The sequence below is a fragment of the Colwellia sp. genome (assembly GCF_013214175.1).
GTDB lineage: Bacteria > Pseudomonadota > Gammaproteobacteria > Enterobacterales > Alteromonadaceae > Colwellia.
The window spans coordinates 755,042-773,133 of record NZ_JABSPA010000002.1 but is presented as its reverse complement, the minus strand read 5'-3'; the positions used below and the strand labels follow the sequence as shown (position 1 = coordinate 773,133).

Annotated in this window: 17 protein-coding genes; 8 read left to right on the top strand and 9 right to left on the bottom strand. The window is 38.6% G+C overall.

Annotated features, from left to right (window positions below):
• Positions 1 to 14: 14 nt before the first annotated feature.
• Both HRT55_RS06340 and rsmI read right to left on the bottom strand, forming a co-directional pair.
• Entirely contained in the window at positions 15 to 1,859 is a 1,845-nt protein-coding gene (locus HRT55_RS06340; RefSeq protein WP_291619744.1) for a VWA domain-containing protein, read from the bottom strand.
• Positions 1,860 to 2,195: 336 nt separating this feature from the next.
• On the bottom strand, positions 2,196 to 3,047 hold the full coding sequence (gene rsmI, locus HRT55_RS06335; RefSeq protein WP_291619742.1) for a 16S rRNA (cytidine(1402)-2'-O)-methyltransferase: 852 nt from the start codon (positions 3,045 to 3,047) through the stop codon (positions 2,196 to 2,198).
• A gap of 172 nt (positions 3,048 to 3,219) precedes the next feature.
• On the opposite strand from rsmI, the gene HRT55_RS06330 reads away from it, so the two are divergent.
• The 4 genes from HRT55_RS06330 (at position 3,220) to HRT55_RS06315 (ending at position 6,920) form a co-directional block, all read left to right on the top strand.
• Positions 3,220 to 5,265 (top strand): penicillin-binding protein activator, encoded by a 2,046-nt coding sequence (locus HRT55_RS06330; RefSeq protein WP_291619740.1) that lies wholly within the window; start codon positions 3,220 to 3,222, stop codon positions 5,263 to 5,265.
• Positions 5,252 to 5,647 (top strand): YraN family protein, encoded by a 396-nt coding sequence (locus HRT55_RS06325; protein ID WP_291619738.1) that lies wholly within the window; start codon positions 5,252 to 5,254, stop codon positions 5,645 to 5,647. The genes HRT55_RS06330 and HRT55_RS06325 overlap by 14 nt, the downstream gene beginning before the upstream one ends.
• A gap of 67 nt (positions 5,648 to 5,714) precedes the next feature.
• Positions 5,715 to 6,305, top strand: a complete 591-nt coding sequence (locus tag HRT55_RS06320) for a phosphoheptose isomerase (RefSeq protein WP_291616811.1) — start codon at positions 5,715 to 5,717, stop codon at positions 6,303 to 6,305.
• The gene (locus tag HRT55_RS06315; RefSeq protein WP_291619737.1) at positions 6,306 to 6,920 is read left to right on the top strand and encodes a BON domain-containing protein; all 615 of its coding nucleotides are present in this window, start codon (positions 6,306 to 6,308) and stop codon (positions 6,918 to 6,920) included.
• A gap of 88 nt (positions 6,921 to 7,008) precedes the next feature.
• On the opposite strand, the gene HRT55_RS06310 is transcribed toward HRT55_RS06315, so the two are convergent.
• From HRT55_RS06310 to rplM, 7 genes are all read right to left on the bottom strand, one after another.
• Positions 7,009 to 7,488, bottom strand: coding sequence for a ClpXP protease specificity-enhancing factor (locus tag HRT55_RS06310; protein WP_291619736.1), 480 nt, complete (start codon positions 7,486 to 7,488; stop codon positions 7,009 to 7,011).
• Positions 7,488 to 8,129 (bottom strand): stringent starvation protein SspA, encoded by a 642-nt coding sequence (gene sspA, locus HRT55_RS06305; protein ID WP_291616817.1) that lies wholly within the window; start codon positions 8,127 to 8,129, stop codon positions 7,488 to 7,490. The genes HRT55_RS06310 and sspA overlap by 1 nt, the downstream gene beginning before the upstream one ends.
• A gap of 92 nt (positions 8,130 to 8,221) precedes the next feature.
• Positions 8,222 to 8,944, bottom strand: coding sequence for a cytochrome c1 (locus tag HRT55_RS06300; protein WP_291619735.1), 723 nt, complete (start codon positions 8,942 to 8,944; stop codon positions 8,222 to 8,224).
• Positions 8,944 to 10,221: a cytochrome bc complex cytochrome b subunit gene (locus HRT55_RS06295; protein ID WP_291619734.1), complete on the bottom strand. Its 1,278-nt coding sequence runs from the start codon at positions 10,219 to 10,221 to the stop codon at positions 8,944 to 8,946. The genes HRT55_RS06300 and HRT55_RS06295 overlap by 1 nt, the downstream gene beginning before the upstream one ends.
• A complete protein-coding gene (gene petA / locus HRT55_RS06290) occupies positions 10,221 to 10,823 on the bottom strand; it encodes a ubiquinol-cytochrome c reductase iron-sulfur subunit (protein WP_291619733.1) in 603 nt (200 codons plus the stop codon). Before petA ends, HRT55_RS06295 begins: the two co-directional genes overlap by 1 nt.
• Positions 10,824 to 11,496: 673 nt before the next feature.
• Entirely contained in the window at positions 11,497 to 11,889 is a 393-nt protein-coding gene (gene rpsI, locus HRT55_RS06285; RefSeq protein WP_291617123.1) for a 30S ribosomal protein S9, read from the bottom strand.
• 3 nt (positions 11,890 to 11,892) lie between these two features.
• Complete coding sequence (gene rplM, locus HRT55_RS06280) at positions 11,893 to 12,321, bottom strand: 50S ribosomal protein L13 (RefSeq protein ID WP_019027184.1); 429 nt, start codon at positions 12,319 to 12,321, stop codon at positions 11,893 to 11,895.
• A gap of 750 nt (positions 12,322 to 13,071) precedes the next feature.
• On the opposite strand from rplM, the gene HRT55_RS20945 reads away from it, so the two are divergent.
• The 4 genes from HRT55_RS20945 (at position 13,072) to HRT55_RS06260 (ending at position 17,982) form a co-directional block, all read left to right on the top strand.
• The gene (locus HRT55_RS20945; protein ID WP_367241201.1) at positions 13,072 to 13,497 is read left to right on the top strand and encodes a prepilin-type N-terminal cleavage/methylation domain-containing protein; all 426 of its coding nucleotides are present in this window, start codon (positions 13,072 to 13,074) and stop codon (positions 13,495 to 13,497) included.
• A gap of 396 nt (positions 13,498 to 13,893) precedes the next feature.
• On the top strand, positions 13,894 to 15,594 hold the full coding sequence (gene pilB / locus HRT55_RS06270; protein ID WP_291619732.1) for a type IV-A pilus assembly ATPase PilB: 1,701 nt from the start codon (positions 13,894 to 13,896) through the stop codon (positions 15,592 to 15,594).
• A gap of 111 nt (positions 15,595 to 15,705) precedes the next feature.
• On the top strand, positions 15,706 to 16,965 hold the full coding sequence (locus HRT55_RS06265) for a type II secretion system F family protein (RefSeq protein WP_291619731.1): 1,260 nt from the start codon (positions 15,706 to 15,708) through the stop codon (positions 16,963 to 16,965).
• Positions 16,966 to 17,115: 150 nt separating this feature from the next.
• Entirely contained in the window at positions 17,116 to 17,982 is an 867-nt protein-coding gene (locus HRT55_RS06260; protein WP_291620439.1) for an A24 family peptidase, read from the top strand.
• Positions 17,983 to 18,092: the final 110 nt, after the last annotated feature.

The window sequence follows — 18,092 nt, the reverse complement described above, 5'->3', positions numbered from 1 at the left end:
TAGTACTGTAGGCCTTAGTAATTAGTGTCAAATTGAGTGGCTGCTAAAACTATATCTGATTGAACAGCCAAGTCATTAAACGTTAAGGCATCACTGAGTTTCACCATGTTAATAAATTCAGCCCTATAACCATATTTATCATCACCTTTGGCTACTTCAGCCAACTTTATAACGTCGTTTAATGTCATAGTGGTAAGATTTTTACCGCCACGTAATATTTGCCCAAAACCAGCGACTGCCGCTGAAAACCTAAAGTTGTTGCTGCTAACAGACAAACTAGCTTTCATTGAACCAAGTAAAATCGGCGTCTCAATTAATTGACTGTGTTCTTGGTCAGGCAACTTATAACGTAAACGCAAGAAGGCAAGTTCATCGCTTTTATTGCTCTCACGGTTTGAGTTCTTTGCCTGCTGACTAAGCTCTTGATAACGTAAATCATCAATCAATTTATTTTTGGCATCAACAAAACTGACTTCATAAAGCGCGGTTACCGTATGACCAGCACCTATATCACCCGCATCAACTTTATCATTATTAAAGTCTTCGCGCTTTAATGCTCTTGTTTCATAACCAATCAAACGATATTCACTAATAAGGTTTGGATTAAACTCTAGTTGAATTTTTACATCTTTAGCAATAGTCATTAACGTTGCCGTCAACTCCTCAACCAGCACTTTACGTGCTTCATTTAGCGTATCAATATAATAGGCATTACCGTTACCATTTTGGGCAAGTTCCTGCATTAAAGCATCGTTATAATTTCCCGCACCAAAACCTAAAACACTTAAAGAAATTCCTGATGCCCGTTTTTGTTCGATGAGATTTTTTAGTGCTTGTTGATTAACTGTACCAACATTAAAGTCACCATCTGTTGCCAATATAACGCGGTTGATGCCCTTTTTAACAAATGCTTGCTCTGCCAACCTATAAGCAGCTTGAATACCCGCACCACCATTAGTTGAACCACCAGCAGATAAATTAGCGAGTGCACTAGTGATTGCATGACGGTTATCGCCAGCGGTAGGCTCAAGTACTGTACCGGCACTTCCGGCGTAAACAACAATTGCAACGCTATCACGCTCATCAAGTTGTTTAACAAGCATTTTTAAAGAGTTTTTTAATAATCCTAGCTTATTAACGTTATTCATCGAGCCGGAAACATCAATAAGAAAAACCAAGTTTGCTGCTGGTCGTTTGGCTTTATCAACAGTTTTACCTTGAATTCCTATATGAATTAAATGTTTATCGCGATTGAATGGGCTTGGCGCAACCTCAGTATAAACAGAGAACGGTTGCTTAGTTTTAATGTTTGCTTTGGGGTAGTTATAAGAAAAATAATTCACTAATTCTTCAACACGAATCGCGTCATGTTGGGGTAAATTGCCCTGATTTAGTAATCGACGAATATTGGCATAAGAAGCTGTATCAACATCAATTGAAAAGGTAGACACCGGTTTTTCACTTACCGATTTGACACTGTTTTCAATTATTTGTGGATATTTTTCACGATCTAATGATATCGGTGCAATTGGCGGGTAATGAGAATAAAAGTTGCTCGGCGCTCTTATATCACGGCTCACAGCCATAATACCTTGCTGCATTGCTGGGCCTGTTTTTCTTACGCTATTTTCAACTCGCCGCTTTTGGGCTAAGGGAACAGCAGGGTAACTTGTCGCAGGTGTTTTTTGTGGTTCAACCGCACTGTTGATTTTTTCAACAGCCTCATTCTCAACGGTTTGCGCTATGACAATGTCTTCTTCATTTTGCTGATTTTTGCTGTCAACTTTAGCTTCTTGTGCACATGCCGCTAGTAATAACACACTTGCACATAATGCAATTTTAATAATCTTGGTCATCATTATTCTCCTTTGGTTATTGTTATAAACGCAGGAGAAACGAAAAGGGGTTAATTAAAATGATATTAATTATTTAAATACCCAAACTTATTTAAATGACCCTAATCATATTGCTTGAAATCCAAAAAATCATGCTTGGGGCAGTTATGCCAATGGTGATGATTTTATCAACTTGAAGCCTATCTCAGTTTTATTCATTACTCGCTAACCAATGCTGGAGATAGTCTAGATACGCTGTTTAGAAATGGCGGCAGCTGGTTTTAATTTTTCATAATAAACGAGCGCCAAAAAAATTAATTTTTTGGCTATTCAAAAGTAGCGCGCAAAGTCATCGCTCGACTAATCTTTTAAAGATAAGGCAACTTCATATAGTGCATTTTTCTTAACACCATAAATTTCAGCAGTAATAGCACATGCTTTTTTCGGCTTCATCTCAGCAAGTAATAGCTTTAAAGTATTAATCACCTCTGCTGAAATTTCATTTTCAACGGCTTTATAGCCTTCGATAATCAGTACCATTTCACCCTTTAGTTGATTAGCATCTTGCTCAAGCCATGCCAAAAAGTTTTCAGCGGTATCACTGTGAATGGTTTCAAAGGTTTTAGTCAGTTCTCTCGCAATAACAATATAACGCTCGCCACCTAAGGTGGTGACGATGTCACGTACTGTATCAATGGCACGGCGCGGCGCATCATAAAAAACCATAGTACGAGGCTCATCAACCAAAGCCGTTAATGTCGCTTGCCTAGCGCCTGATTTAGAAGGCAGAAAACCTTCAAAACTAAATCTATCGGTAGGTAAACCCGCAACTGATAAAGCAGCAATCGCGGCACAGGCTCCAGGAATAGGCGAGACATTTAAACCCAGGCTCCGACAATGACGGACAATATGAAAGCCAGGATCACTGATTAGTGGTGTGCCCGCATCTGAAACCAAAGCAATTGTCTTGCCTTCTTTTAACATATTAGCCACTTGATCTTGGCGCTGACGCTCATTATGGTCATGCAGTGACATAGTTTTGTTTTTTATTGAAAAAGCCGAAAGTAACTTGCCGGTATGACGAGTATCTTCACAAGCAATAACATCCACTTGCGTTAGTATATCAATAGCTCTTTGGCTGATATCACCTAAATTCCCAATAGGGGTTGCAACAATATAAAGGGTGCCTGGGGTTAGGGTTATTTCACTCATGTACTTATTTCACTCGATTTGATAGTTATATTTGGGGTATTTAGTTGTGACTAACTTCGTTGGCGTTTATTATAACCCCATACCGACAGCAATATGCACGGATTTATTTATTGTGGTAAAAACAGTGTCCCTACTTGTAAGAATAAAGCCAACAGGATTAAATATTTTTTCAATGTCTTTTCAAAAAATTAAAACTCGAATCTTACCGGCGTTATTGCTTACTTTATTAGCAAGTTGTAGCACTAAACAAACACCTGTACCTCCCACGGACACTACTGCAGTTACTGAAATTGAAGAAATAGTCATAGAGTCTAGTACGTTATCGGCAGAGCAACATTTAGCCCTGGCAGAAACTTTATCCAGTGATGAAGCAGTGCCTGAGTTAATTACAGCGACTAAGTTATTTTTTCAACAAAAAAACCACCTTAAAGCGCTCTGGCTTGCCGATAAAACCTTGCCTTTAGTAGATGAAGCAGTAGCTAACTATATTCAAGAGCGTGTGCAATTGGTGTTAATTAAAACCAGTAGTTTGCAGCACCTTGGCTATTACCCTGAAAGTCAGGTGCAACTAAAACAACTTGAGCAGTTCAGTGCTGACAATGAAATTACACTCTCTGCGACATACTACCGATTATTGAGTAGTGCCCTGCAAGAGCAGCAGCAAGTAATCTCGGCATTGAATGCCCAATTACACGCTTTTTCTTTGACTGATAGCTCTTCACAAAGTCAGCAACAAATTGAAAACATTTGGCATAACTTTCAAAATTTATCTCAATGGCAACTTAGCTTACTCGCTTTAGATAAAGCGCCGGAAAGTAAAGGCTGGTTGGGCTTAATTGCTTTAGCTAATAAATATGGTGGCAAGCAAGAGCAAATGCAGTATCACCTCTCTATGTGGCAAAGAAAATTCAAACTTCACCCTGCTAACATCATTGCCAAGCAACTTGCCGAGCGAAGTATCATAGAAAAAAGTATCGAAAATATAGCAGTTATACTGCCCCTAACGGGAAATCAGAGCTCTGCTGGCTTAGCTATCCAACAAGGTATTATGGCTAGTTTTGCTAATAATGAGACTAAAAAACTACACTTTTTAGATAGTAATACCGTTAACTGGTATGGCTTAAGTAATGAGTTGTCGACCTTAAAAGTTGATTATGTCATTGGCCCATTGCTAAAATCTAATGTCGATAAATACATCACTCATACCAGCTCCCAAGCACAGTCACAAAATGACTATATGCTGAATGCTAACTCTGGCTTGTTTGACCTTAACCCTAACAGTGACCATGAGGTTTTGAACACAGTAAGTAGTGGCCTCGAACAGCCAGTTGACTATATTAGTGCCATTGATAGCCCGTCGGCTATAGAGAGTTATCTGCAGCCTGCGTCTAATTCCAGAGCCATATCGACTTTGTTACTAAATATCCCAACAAATACCTCACTAACTGATCGGCATACTGTGTTGTCTATGCGTCCAGAAGATGAAGCTAAGCAAGCGGCCGCAACATTAAGCCGTCAATACTATCAACATCCTATTGTATTAAGTCAAAAAAACATTGTCAGTAAACGTATAGCTCAAGCTTTTGTAAAACAATGGCAGCGTATTACTGGTAACATTATAGAAGTTGTTTATTACGATACCGGCGCGCAAATGCAAGCGAATATTAAAGCCAGTTTATCGGTAGATAAGAGTAAAACTCGCATTGCTAAGCTTAAAAGTCGCCTTAATCAAAGTATAAAAGCACAAGCAAGAAATCGCCGTGATATTGATATGATCTATCTTGTAGGCACCCCTGAACAAACACGACTAGTGAAGCCTTATATTGAAGTTAATATCAGTCCATTTGCTCAAGTAATACCTGTTTTTGCTAGTTCACGCAGCCATAGTACCCACAGTGATTACAGCAGTAACAGCGATCTACGCGGATTAACGTTTACCGAAATCCCTTGGTTATTAACCAGTGAGCAAAATAGCGAGTTAGCAGCACTGAGCCAAGAGCTATGGCCAAAGCGCAGTGGTGGCTTATCGCGCCTTTTCGCTATGGGTTATGACAGTTATCAACTTATCAGTAAAATCCCTTTAATGCAGCAGGCTCCTTACCTGCAACATTGGGGACAAACTGGTACTTTAAAACTCAATGAAAATAGTATTTTAACGCGCAGTCTACTCTGGGGCACTTATAAGAAAAACAAGGTAGTATCTATTGCTATGGAATAAACCTACTCCGGCTCTAAACGACACTGGTACTGGTACCGATAAAGGTAAAGTTACTGAGCAGTTTGCTGAGCGTTTTTTAATTAAACAAGGCTTAAGCCTTATTGAAAAAAACTACCACAGCCGTCAAGGGGAGATCGATCTGATTATGCTTGATGGTGATACTTATGTGTTTATTGAAGTAAAATACCGTAAAAATAAGGCCTTTGGCGGTGCTATTGCCGCTATTCCTGCCAGTAAGCAGAAAAAAATTAAACATTGCGTAACATTTTATCTGCATCAAGTTGGTTTAAATGAATATAATACTCCTTGTCGTGTTGATGTTGTGGCGCTCGAAGGTGATATCAGTCATCCACAAGTAACCTGGTTAAAAAATGCTTTTTAACCTTATTAACTATAGACATTAATTTCCAACATACCAATTAACAATAACGTCGCGGAGCCAGGCTTCAATGCTAGAACAGATTAAAAATAACTTTAAAGAAAGCATACAAACACAAATTGCTGCTAGCGAGCTATTAGCCCCATCTATTGAACATGCAGGGATGATGATGGTGCAATGCCTATTAAGTGGTAATAAAATCATTTCTTGTGGTAATGGTGGCTCAGCTGGGCATGCACAGCATTTTTGTGCGCAATTACTCAATAAGTATGAAACAGAGCGCCCTAGCCTACCGGCAATATCTCTTAATAGTGATATTTCTACCATCACCTCTATCGCCAATGACTATCAATATGATGAAGTATTCTCTAAGCAAATTCGAGCGCTAGGTCTTAATGGCGACGTATTATTAGCTATCTCTACCAGCGGTAACTCCCGCAATGTCGTAAAAGCTATTGAGAGTGCAGTATCGCGTGATATTCCTATCATTGCCCTTACTGGCGGTGATGGTGGTGATATTGCGGGTTTATTAGGTGAAAACGATGTTGAAATACGTGTACCTTCGGCGAGAACTTCAAGAATTCAAGAAGTGCATTTAGTTGTTATCCATAGTTTATGTGAAATCATTGATACTACCTTGTTCCCTCAAGGTGACCTGTAAATGCCTAAGCCACCAACGTACTCATCGGTATTTGTTAAAGGCAAAGCTACGCAGATTGCTGCCCTATTAATGCTAATATCTGCTCTACAAGGTTGCGCAGTTGCCACTGTGGTAGCAGTAACTGCAGGCGCAACTATGGTCGCCGACAGACGCAGTTTTAGTAAACAAATAGATGATCAAAGTATTGAGTTTACTGCCCATAATGAACTAGCCAAACAAAAGGCTTTAACAAAAAATACTAACTTACACGTGATTAGTATGAATGGTACCGTCTTAGTTATTGGTCAAGCACCTAATACTTATCTTCGAGATCTTGCCATTAAAACAATACAAGATGTAGCGGATATAGTCACTATTCACAATCAAATACGCATTGGCTCTACTATATCGGTAACCACAAAAAGTAATGACATTTGGCTAACCTCTAAAGTTAAATCGGCTCTACTTACCAACAGCGGAGTAAATGCTAAAGATGTAAAAGTAGTAACTGAAAATGCTGAAGTCTTTCTTTTGGGATTAGTTACTAAAGAAGAAGCAGACATTGTGGTGGAGATAACCCGTAACATTAGCGGTGTCAGCCGTGTATATAAGGCTTTTGAGTATATTAGCATCTAGCTGATAACTTTATTTCAAAGCAAAAAAATCCTGTAAGTATCAACGATATTTACAGGCTTTTATTTGGCTTTATAGCGAACAGTTAAAGCTATTTAATAATTTTCAAGCTAGCTTTGCTTTTACCTTTCGGCTTGTTCGATTTTCCTGTCTCACTACCCGTTGAAGCAACACTCATTAAAGTAGATTTTGGTTTTTCAGGTACTTGCTCAATTATCTCATCTTCATCCTCAACAGGATGTTCGATAGGTAATGAAGTTCCCGCACCGTTTTCTTTAGCGTATATTGCACCTATAGCACCATAAGGTACGGTAATGTGCTCTAATATACCGCCAAAACGGGCACTAAACTCAATAGTTTTATCACCCAAGGCAATAGTACCAACTGCTGAACTAGCAATGTTTAGTACAATCTGCCCATCAGCAACATAACTCATCGGTACTAGCACACCGTAAACATTGACGTCTACCATGATGTATGGCGTTAGATCATTGTCTGAAATCCACTCATAGAAAGCCTTAACTAAATAAGGCTTATTAGAGCTCATTGAGCTAGGTGTTGCGTCATCCATTAGGCAGGATGACCAAAGCGTAATTCACGCTCAGTTTCGGTCAATGAAGCTTGGAATGATTCACGTTCAAACAAACGTAACATATAAGTTTTAAGTTCTTTTGAACCTTGACCAGATAATTCAATACCAAATACAGGCAAACGCCATAATAGTGGTGCGATATAACAATCAACCAAGCTATATTCTTCACTCATAAAGTATGGCGCTTCATTTAAAATTGGCGCAATGCTTAGTAAGCTTTCTGTTAACTCTTTACGGGCTTTCGCTGCTTCTGTTGCAGTGCCAGACATAATGATTTTTGTAAGGCTATACCAATCTTGCTCGATACGGTGCATCATTAAGCGGCTACGACCACGTGATACCGGGTAAACTGGCATTAATGGTGGATGAGGAAAACGTTCATCTAAATACTCAACAATGATTTTAGCTTCGTAAAGCGCTAATTCACGGTCAATTAAAGTTGGCACTGTACCATATGGATTTAAGTCCAATAAGTCTTCTGGCAAATTAGCTAAATCAACTAAGTTGATGTCAACACCAACACCTTTTTCTGCTAAAACAATGCGCGTCTGATGACTATACATATCATCGGCATGAGAGAACAACGTCATCACAGAGCGTTTATTTGCTGCTACGGCCATAGAGCCTCCTAAAATCATTTACATTAAAAACTAACAAAGGGGAATTTGATATTTTACCATCAAATTCCCCTGAAATATTTTACATCAATAACTTAATGTACGTCTTTCCAATATTCTTTCTTAAGGAAATAAGTAAGAATAAAGAAGAAGAACAAGAAAGCTAATACCCAATAACCAATCGCTTTACGCTCAAGCTTATTTGGCTCACCAACATATTCTAAAAAGTTAGTTAAATCACGAACAACTACATCATACTCTTCAACAGTTAAAGTACCACCCATTGCTGGAGATAGCTCACCATGTTCGTCAATAGTGCTAACACCTTGCAAGTCTTGCAATACGTGCGGCATACCAACATCTTTAAAAACAGTGTTATTTACGCCAAATGGACGTGCTTCATCAATATGGAATGAACGTAAATAAGTATAGATCCAATCAGGACTACGTAAACGTGCTTCCAAAGTTAAATCAGGTGGCGCGCTACCAAACCATTTTTCCGCTTCTTTTTTCGGCATGCTATTTAGAATATGACCACCAACTTTGTCACCTGAGTACATATAATTAGCAATACCGTCCGCTTCTTCAATACCTAAATCGTCAAAAGTACGACCGTAACGTTGGTACTGTAGCTGATGACAACCTAAGCAATAGTTGATATAAGTTTTAAAGCCTTTTTTCAAAGACTCTTTATCAGTTAAATCGTTATTTGCTTTATCTAAATGAACACTTGGTCCAGAAGCAATCGCGGAGAACGGCACAAGTGCCGTTACACTGCAAAGCATGCCGAAAGTAACGGCGATAATTAATTTTTTCATTAGTCAGCAATCCTCTCAGGCATTGGTTTAGTATTTTCATTTTTACTGTAAAACCATAAAGCAACGAAGAAACCAAAGTAACCAAAACTAGCAATTACACCGATCATATTAGCAACAGGTGTAGCAGGCATAGTACCTAAAGCACCAAGCACTACAAAACAAATCGCAAATTGAATTAAGTTGATTAAGTGCCACTTCGAGCGATAACGCACAGACTTAACCGTACCGCGATCAAACCAAGGTAATAAGAACAACACTATAATAGCGGAGAACATACCAACCGCACCTAATAACTTATCAGGAATAACACGTAAAATAGTGTAGAAAGGACCAAAGTACCACACTGGTGCAATATGCTCAGGTGTTTTCAAGCCATTTGCTGGCGTGAAGTTTGGTGCTTCCATAAAGTAACCACCACCCTCTGGCGCAAAGAACATTACCCAACAGAATAAGAATAAGAAACCAACAACACCCATAATATCTTTAACTGTGTAATACGGGTGGAAAGGTACTGCATCAACAATGTCATAGTTAGCACTGTATTGCTTGTGGAAAGTAAACTTACTTAATTCTTCTGGTTTAACACTGCCTTTAGGCTTCTTAATGTCAATACCTTCAGGGTTATTTGAACCCACTTCATGCAAGGCAAGAATATGTAAAAATACCAAAATAACTAGCACTAACGGCATAGCAATAACATGTAAAGCAAAGAAGCGGTTTAAAGTAGCACCCGATATGACGTAATCACCACGTATCCACAGTGTTAAGTCATCACCTATGATTGGCACAGCGCCAAACAAGGAAATAATTACTTGCGCGCCCCAATATGACATATTGCCCCATGGTAATAAGTAACCCATGAAAGCTTCAGCCATTAATACTAAGAAGATCAACATACCGAAGATCCATAGTAATTCACGTGGCTTTTGATACGAACCATACATTAGGCCGCGCATCATATGCATATAAACTACTACGAAGAATGCTGAAGCACCGGTAGAATGCATATAACGTAATAACCAACCGAAGTCGACATCACGCATTATGTATTCAATTGAGGCAAACGCGCCGTCGCCAGATGGTTCATAGTTCATTGTTAACCAAATACCAGTAAGGATTTGGTTAACTAGTACTAACATGGCTAAAGAGCCAAAAAAGTACCAAAAGTTAAAGTTCTTTGGTGCTGGGTATTGTGCTAAATGTTTGTTCCAAGCATCAGTCACTGGTAAACGTTTATCTATCCAGCCCATGAAATCGGTAAATAACTTCATTAACATTATGCGTCTCCCTTATTTGCATCTGGGCCAACACCAATTAATAGGGTGTCATCACTAATAAATGAGTGCTCGGGAACCACTAAGTTTAATGGTGCAGGAACGCCTTGAAAAACTCGGCCAGCCATATCAAATTTACTACCGTGACATGGACAGAAGAAACCGTTTGGAACGCCTTCAACGAATTCCTCAAAATCACCGCCATGGTGAGTTGGAGCACAACCTAAATGAGTACAAACACCTAAGGCAACTAAAAACTCAGGTTTAATTGAGCGATAAGCGTTGGTTGCATAACTAGGCTGTTGCGCCTTTTCTGAATTGGGATCTCGCAACTGGTCATCATGCTTAGCTAAATCACTAACTGTCTTTTCCGTTCTACGGACGACGTAAACGGGTTTACCTCGCCATTCTGCACGGATTAATTGACCAGGCTGTATTTTACCTACATTAACTTCAACTGGAGCACCCGCAGCTTTCGCGCGAGCACTTGGGTTCCAGGAAGCAATAAAAGGCACAGCTGCTCCGACCACACCAACACCACCAACAACAGCGGTAGCTGCAGTTAGGAAGCGTCTGCGGCCGTTATTCACAGGCACATTGCTCATTTATACTCTCCAACTAAGACTCTAACAAAACAGTTATTTTTATACCAAACGAAGCGTAATATAGATTATACGCCATATGTGGGACTGCTGTTTTTATTAGCTCAAATTTATACCAAGTGGTATATCGACAAAAAAATTTTTACGATCATAAAGAAATAGCGCGTTTTTTACAAGGTAAAAAGGGGCTTAGGTACTGTAAAAGCAGAAATAATTTGAAATACTTTGAAATAGAATAAATAAAGCTTATTTATACTAGAAGAAATGAAACTTGATACTTAAATGAAAGGAAATGATAGATATAAAAAAACCGACACTAGGTCGGTTTTTTGAAGCCATATACACGCTGTGTATATGGCTCATATTTTCTAAATGTTCGGCAATTAGACAAGGCGTTGAATTAAGAGTCCCTACTTATTTTAGCTAAAAGTAGATTAACTAAATGATTAGGACGAATAATAGTAACAACACAGCGTACTCATATTTCAGGCATAAAAAAACCGACACAAGGTCGGTTTTTTGCAGCCATATATACATATTGCATATCTGGCTGCTATTTTCTAAATGATCAGCCTTTAGGCAAGGCGTTGAATTAAGAGTCCCTGAATTTAGATAAACTAAATGACTGGGACGAATAATGATAACAACGCAGCATAAATGTTGAGCATAACGAAAATTAACGTTTTGAGAATTGTGGCTTCTTACGTGCTTTATGAAGACCAACTTTCTTACGTTCAACTTTACGCGCATCACGAGTAACGAATCCAGCAGCACGTAGAGAACCACGTAAAGTTTCATCGAATACCATTAATGCACGAGTAATACCGTGACGAATCGCGCCAGCTTGACCAGAAATACCACCACCAGTTACAGTGATGTTAAAGTCAAACTTTTCTACCATTTCAACTAACTCTAATGGTTGACGAACAACCATAACAGCCGTTTCACGTGGAAAGTATTCCGCGATATCACGTTTATTAATTGTGATTACACCGTTACCAGCTTTCATAAACACACGAGCAGTTGAGCTCTTGCGACGACCAGTACCGTAATATTGATTATCAGCCATTGCTTAAAGCTCCAAAAGTTGTGGTTGTTGTGCAGTATGTGCATGCTCTGGGCCTGCATATACTTTTAATTTGCGGAACATTTCACGACCTAAAGGACCTTTAGGTAACATGCCTTTAACAGCAAATTCAAGAACGCGCGTTGGTGCTTTTTCAATTAGCTTTTCAAAGCTAATTTGCTTAAGACCACCAGGGAACTCAGTATGCGAGTAGTAAATTTTACCTTTCGCTTTGTTACCTGTTACACGTACTTTCTCAGCATTGATAACAACGATATAATCGCCAGTATCTACGTGAGGAGTATATTCTACTTTATGCTTACCGCGTAAACGGCTTGCAATTTCGGTAGCGATACGACCTAAAGTTTTATCTTCGGCGTCCACTAAGAACCATTCGCGTTGTACGCTTGCTGGTTTAGCTACAAAAGTTTTCATTAAAAAACCCAATCTTATAAATGTTACTTAAATAACAATAAAAGCCAATAAGCTTATATTGTCCGTTAAATGGACTACGCCACTGCCCCTTCGAGCATCGAGTCCAGCGCCACTGTTTATAGGGGACTTAACAAGAAACCACAAAACAATAGGCATTTGTAACGCAGGGAGCGCGGATTATACAGAAATAAATAGCAAAGATCACCTATATTTGCCATTGTTTTTTAAATAATGTCTTCTACTATGAAGAGGTTTACTTGTTTGTGTCATTGAATGAGGTTCAAATTAAGTAAATATCGTCAAAGAAACGTAAGTGTAAGGCTAAATAGCTTGTGTTTGTAATAGCCTGTAATAGCCTGAATAACTTTATTACTGTATCTTTCAATATGTCAAAGGTCACTTAGCTTATTGTTAGTAATAACCGAGCTTAGTACATTGAGATTTATTACTGCTATTACCTATAAGGGAGTCATCATTTTAAGAAAACTCATTTTAAATTGATCACAACTTTGATCCATTTATATTGAAGCTGATAGCCCTTAGCGTTATTTAGGTAATAGAGTAAAAATCCTCGGGCAAAAGTTAACCTTTAGTTAATAATGGGTTACAAAATAATCGATTGATGGTTAACCAGTAATAAAAATAAAAAAAAGTCGCAACAAAGTTTTACATTTAATAAAATTTGTCGCAGTATGAAGTTAGCCCCCGTAAAAAACAGATGGAAATATAATTATGAAAAACTTACAACAAATGAAAAAAAGTACACAAAAAGGTTTTACTCTAATTGAATTAATGATCGTTGTAGCGATTATCGGTATTTTGGCGGCAGTAGCAATACCGCAGTACCGTGAATATACTAGAAATGCCACGGCTCAATCGACAATAACAGAAGCAGGGGCATATAAATTAGCTGTATCTTTATGTATTCAAACTAATGGCGGCGTTGCTGCCGGCTGTGACGCTGGAGGTAATAGAATACCTGCTGCCACAGGTATTGTTACTGGTGTTACAGATGGCGTTATTGCAATTACTTTAGGCGATATTGACGGTGATGGTACGGATGAAACAGTGATAAATACCCCTGTACCAACTGATACATTGGTTACATGGACTATTACGTCAGCTGGTGGTACTGATGTTTGTGCCTCTGGTTGGGTTGATTGTACTTCTATATAATCCAACGATAAAAATTAAATAGCTTGTTAATCAGTTATTCATGCTAAAGCTCCTTCGGGAGCTTTCTTATTGAAAGACTATAGAAAACTCTGTTTATTCTCGTTTATTTTTTCCCTTATCTATAGCTATACTTTCCGGTTAAGAAACGTCATCCATATGATTAACATAGCTTTAACACTCTAAAAAACATAATTAATACTTTTAATAACTTGCTAGATTGTATTAGTCAAATTGTAATAACAAAACACATTTCCTCCTGAAATTTTTGTGTCAGCCATTTAGTTAACTATATTCAGCTTCTAAGTATAAATCCCTTTGTTCTTTTATACTTTTATAAGTTACACTGATTCTATTAAGCACAATTTTAATATTTCCAAAAGGTTATCTCTAAACGTTATGAAAGGAAGTCATCAGCAATCTAGTGTTTTATCGGCACTGTCCAAGCAGAACCTTATTCCTCTAGAATCAATTGATGACATTACCGCGGAATTCGTCGGAAAAAACAAACCCTTTATTCGTTTTCTAATCGAAAATAAAAATATAGATGGTAAAAGTATTGCCAAAGTACTGTCTAAAAGCTTTGGCTATCCACAAATTAAACTGAATAACTTTGATACTACTCTTGTTCCTGATGGAATACGAAACGAAAAACTGATAATAAAACATAATGCGCTACCACTATATTTACGTGGTAAAGTGCTTTTTGTTGCTATGTCAGATCCCACGAACTTAGATGCACTTGAAGAAATTCAATTTAATACTGGTTACAGCACCGAGCTGGTGTTATGTGAAGAGACAAGCTTACAAGCTTGCATTGAAAAAGTTCTCGAAGATGAAAGTGATGCCCTAGATATCAGTGATATTGACTCCGAAGAATTAGCGGGCATAGATGTCGAAGAAGCCAAGAAAGAAGAAGACAATGCTAACAGGGAAGATGATGCCCCCATTGTAGTATTTATCAATAAAATTTTACTTGATGCTATTAAAAAAGGCGCCTCCGATTTACATTTTGAACCCTATGAGAAATCCTTCCGCATCCGTTTCCGTATTGATGGCATATTGTCTGAAATAGCTAAACCGCCGGTGGCCCTAGCCTCGAGAATGGCTGCCCGCTTAAAAGTCATGTCGAAATTAGATATCGCTGAGCGCCGAGTACCACAAGATGGTCGCATTAAGTTAGCACTGTCAAAGAAAAAATCCATAGATTTTCGTGTCAGTACCCTTCCCACCATGTGGGGTGAGAAGGTGGTAATGCGGATATTAGACTCCTCCAGTGCCATGCTTGGCATTGATATGTTGGGCTATGATCCTGAACAAAAGAAAATATACATGGATGCCTTAGAACAACCCCAAGGTATGATTTTAGTTACTGGACCAACGGGCTCAGGTAAAACAGTGTCCTTGTATACCGGTTTAAATATCCTCAATACGGAAGAAAGGAATATTTCCACCGCTGAAGATCCGGTGGAAATTAACCTTGAGGGAATTAACCAAGTACAAATTAATAACCGTGCCGGTTTAACCTTCCCCAGTGCCTTGCGGTCATTTTTACGACAAGATCCCGATATTGTTATGGTCGGCGAAATTCGTGATCTTGAGACTGCTGAAATTGCCATTAAAGCAGCACAAACTGGCCATTTAGTATTATCGACACTTCATACCAACTCAGCCGCGGAAACCTTAACTCGCTTATTAAATATGGGCGTGCCTTCATATAACGTTGCCAGTTCTGTGTCTATAATTATTGCCCAGCGCTTGGCAAGACGGTTATGTCCACAGTGTAAAGAAGAAGAGCAGCTATCTGAGATGCAATTAGCTGAGCAAGGCTTTCCTGCTGATAAACTCTCAGAAATAACACTATTTAAACCGGTAGGCTGCAGCCACTGTACTGGCGGATACAAGGGGCGAGTAGGTATTTATGAAGTAATAAAGATTAGTCCAACCATAGCTTCTATTATTATGGAAGGCGGTAACTCTCTTGACATTGCCACTCAATGTCAAAAAGAAGGCTATAACAATTTACGTCAATCTGGCTTGATAAAAGCAATGAGCGGCATGACTAGTTTAGAAGAAATTAACCGCGTGACTACCGCATAAGATAGAACGTTGTTAAATTACTTACTCTTAAGTAAATAAGTTACGATTAATAAAAACTTTACTCACGTCATCTAAAACTAGAAGTAAATAAATTCATGGATAAGGTTAACTATGGCTATTACAACTACAAAAAAATCGGCTAAGAAGCTAAATAAAGTCAAAGAGCAAGAAATTTTTATTTGGCACGGCGTTAACCGAAAAGGCAAAAAAATCAACGGTGAATTGCCAGCTAATAGTATTATCGAATTAAAAGCGCAACTTCGTAAGCAGGGAATAACACCTAGTAGAGTCAAGAAAAAGGCTAAACCTTTATTTGGTCTGGGTGGTGGCGATAAGGCTATAACTCCAGGCGATATTGCCGTTATTACCCGTCAAATTGCCACCATGTTAGGCGCAGGTGTGCCGCTAGTGCAAACTATCCAAATGATTGGTAAGGGCCATGATAATGGCAAAATGCGTAAATTACTCGCTGATGTAGAGTCAAAATTGTCCTCAGGTATTCCATTATCGGACTGTTTGCGTGATCACCCGCTTTATTTCGATGATCTTTATTGTGATCTAGTGGCATCTGGTGAACAATCAGGTTCATTAGAGACTATCTATGGCCGTATTGCCACCTATAAAGAAAAAGCCGAAGCATTGAAGAGCAAAATTAAAAAAGCGATGACTTACCCTATTGCGGTTTGTATCATTGCTTTTGTTGTAACCTCTATTTTATTAATCTTTGTTGTCCCTGTTTTCCAAGAGGTTTTTTCCAGTTTTGGTGCTGAGTTACCTGCTTTCACTTTATTTGTCATTGGAATATCCGACTTTATGCAGTCTTATTGGTATTTAGGACTTGCCGGAATATTTACTTTTAGCTTTTTATTTAAACGCGCCCATAGGAATAGCCTAAAACTAAGGGACACTGTTGATAAAAACATATTAAAACTTCCAGTTATTGGGAATTTATTAGAGAAAGCGGCAGTTGCTCGTTATGCTCGCACCTTATCAACCACTTTTGCTGCCGGAGTGCCATTAATTGACGCCTTAGCTTCTGCTGCTGGAGCTTCCGGTAATGCAGTATTTAGGGATGCCATTCTTGAAGTTAGAACAGAGGTTTCTTCGGGTATGCAGATGAATTTAGCCATGCGTAACTGTAAAATATTTCCTGATATGGTTATTCAAATGGTAGCTATTGGTGAAGAGTCAGGTGCTGTTGACGACATGTTATCCAAGGTGGCTAATGTCTATGAGCAGCAAGTTGATGATGCTGTTGATGGTTTAACTGCGTTATTAGAACCATTAATTATGGCTGTTTTAGGTGTAGTTATTGGTGGCTTGATCATTGCTATGTATTTACCCATATTTCAAATTGGTGCGATTGTATAAATACAATCAAAAGTAATAGAGTCTGATCTAGTAAGGCTCCATTACTGCTGCCTCTCGACTTTCCCATAAACTTCAATTAAAACTTCTTAAATTTAGATGTAGGTAACCCATTTGTTAGATAATAGCTTTTCTTTCTTAAATCATTTAATTATGTCATTGCAGCAATCTGCCACTTTGTTTTATTTCAGTGTTGGCTTAATTTCATTGACCATTGGCAGCTTTCTCAATGTGGTGATTTATCGTACTCCAAAAATGATGGAATATACTTGGTACCATGATTGCCGAGAATTTTTAGCTGATGAAGTTACTAATGTAAAAGCTAAAAAACTTACTGCTATGACCTTATCTAAACCTGATTCTAGCTGTCCCTGCTGTAATCATAAAATTCGATTCTATGAAAATATTCCTGTCTTGAGTTGGTTATTATTAAAAGGGAAATGTAGTCAGTGCGCCAATAAAATTTCTGCTCGCTACCCCTTAGTTGAACTATCAACAATGCTGCTAAGCCTTATTGTTGCTTATCACTTTGGCGCTACGGCTGAAACATTTTTTGCTTTGATTCTTACCTGGGGCTTAATAACATTAACCATGATAGATTTTGATCATATGTTATTGCCTGATCAGATAACCCTGCCGCTACTATGGTTCGGTTTACTGATAAATATCAATGGTACATTCGCCCCGTTAACCGATGCTGTTATTGGCGCCGCAGTGGGCTATATGAGCCTATTCTCTCTCTTTTGGTTTTTTAAGTTACTAACCGGTAAAGAGGGCATGGGTTTTGGCGACTTTAAATTATTCGCTGTTTTTGGTGCTTGGCTAGGGTGGCAATTATTGCCGCTACTTATTTTAATGGCATCCGTTGTCGGCGCTATTGTTGGCATTGCCTTAATGTTATTTAGAAACCATCAGAGAGAGCAAGGTATCCCTTTTGGCCCTTATTTAGCGATAGCAGGTTGGATCACTTTATTATGGGGTGAAGGTATTTGGTCATGGTATTTAGAAAAGCTACTCTAATACCATTTTCATTAAGTTTGTGATCTTGTTGTGCATAGGAAAAATTAATCAGGTCAAGGTGCTCGATTGAGCAATACTCCCTATTGGGATTGAGAGCAACGCCGACATGA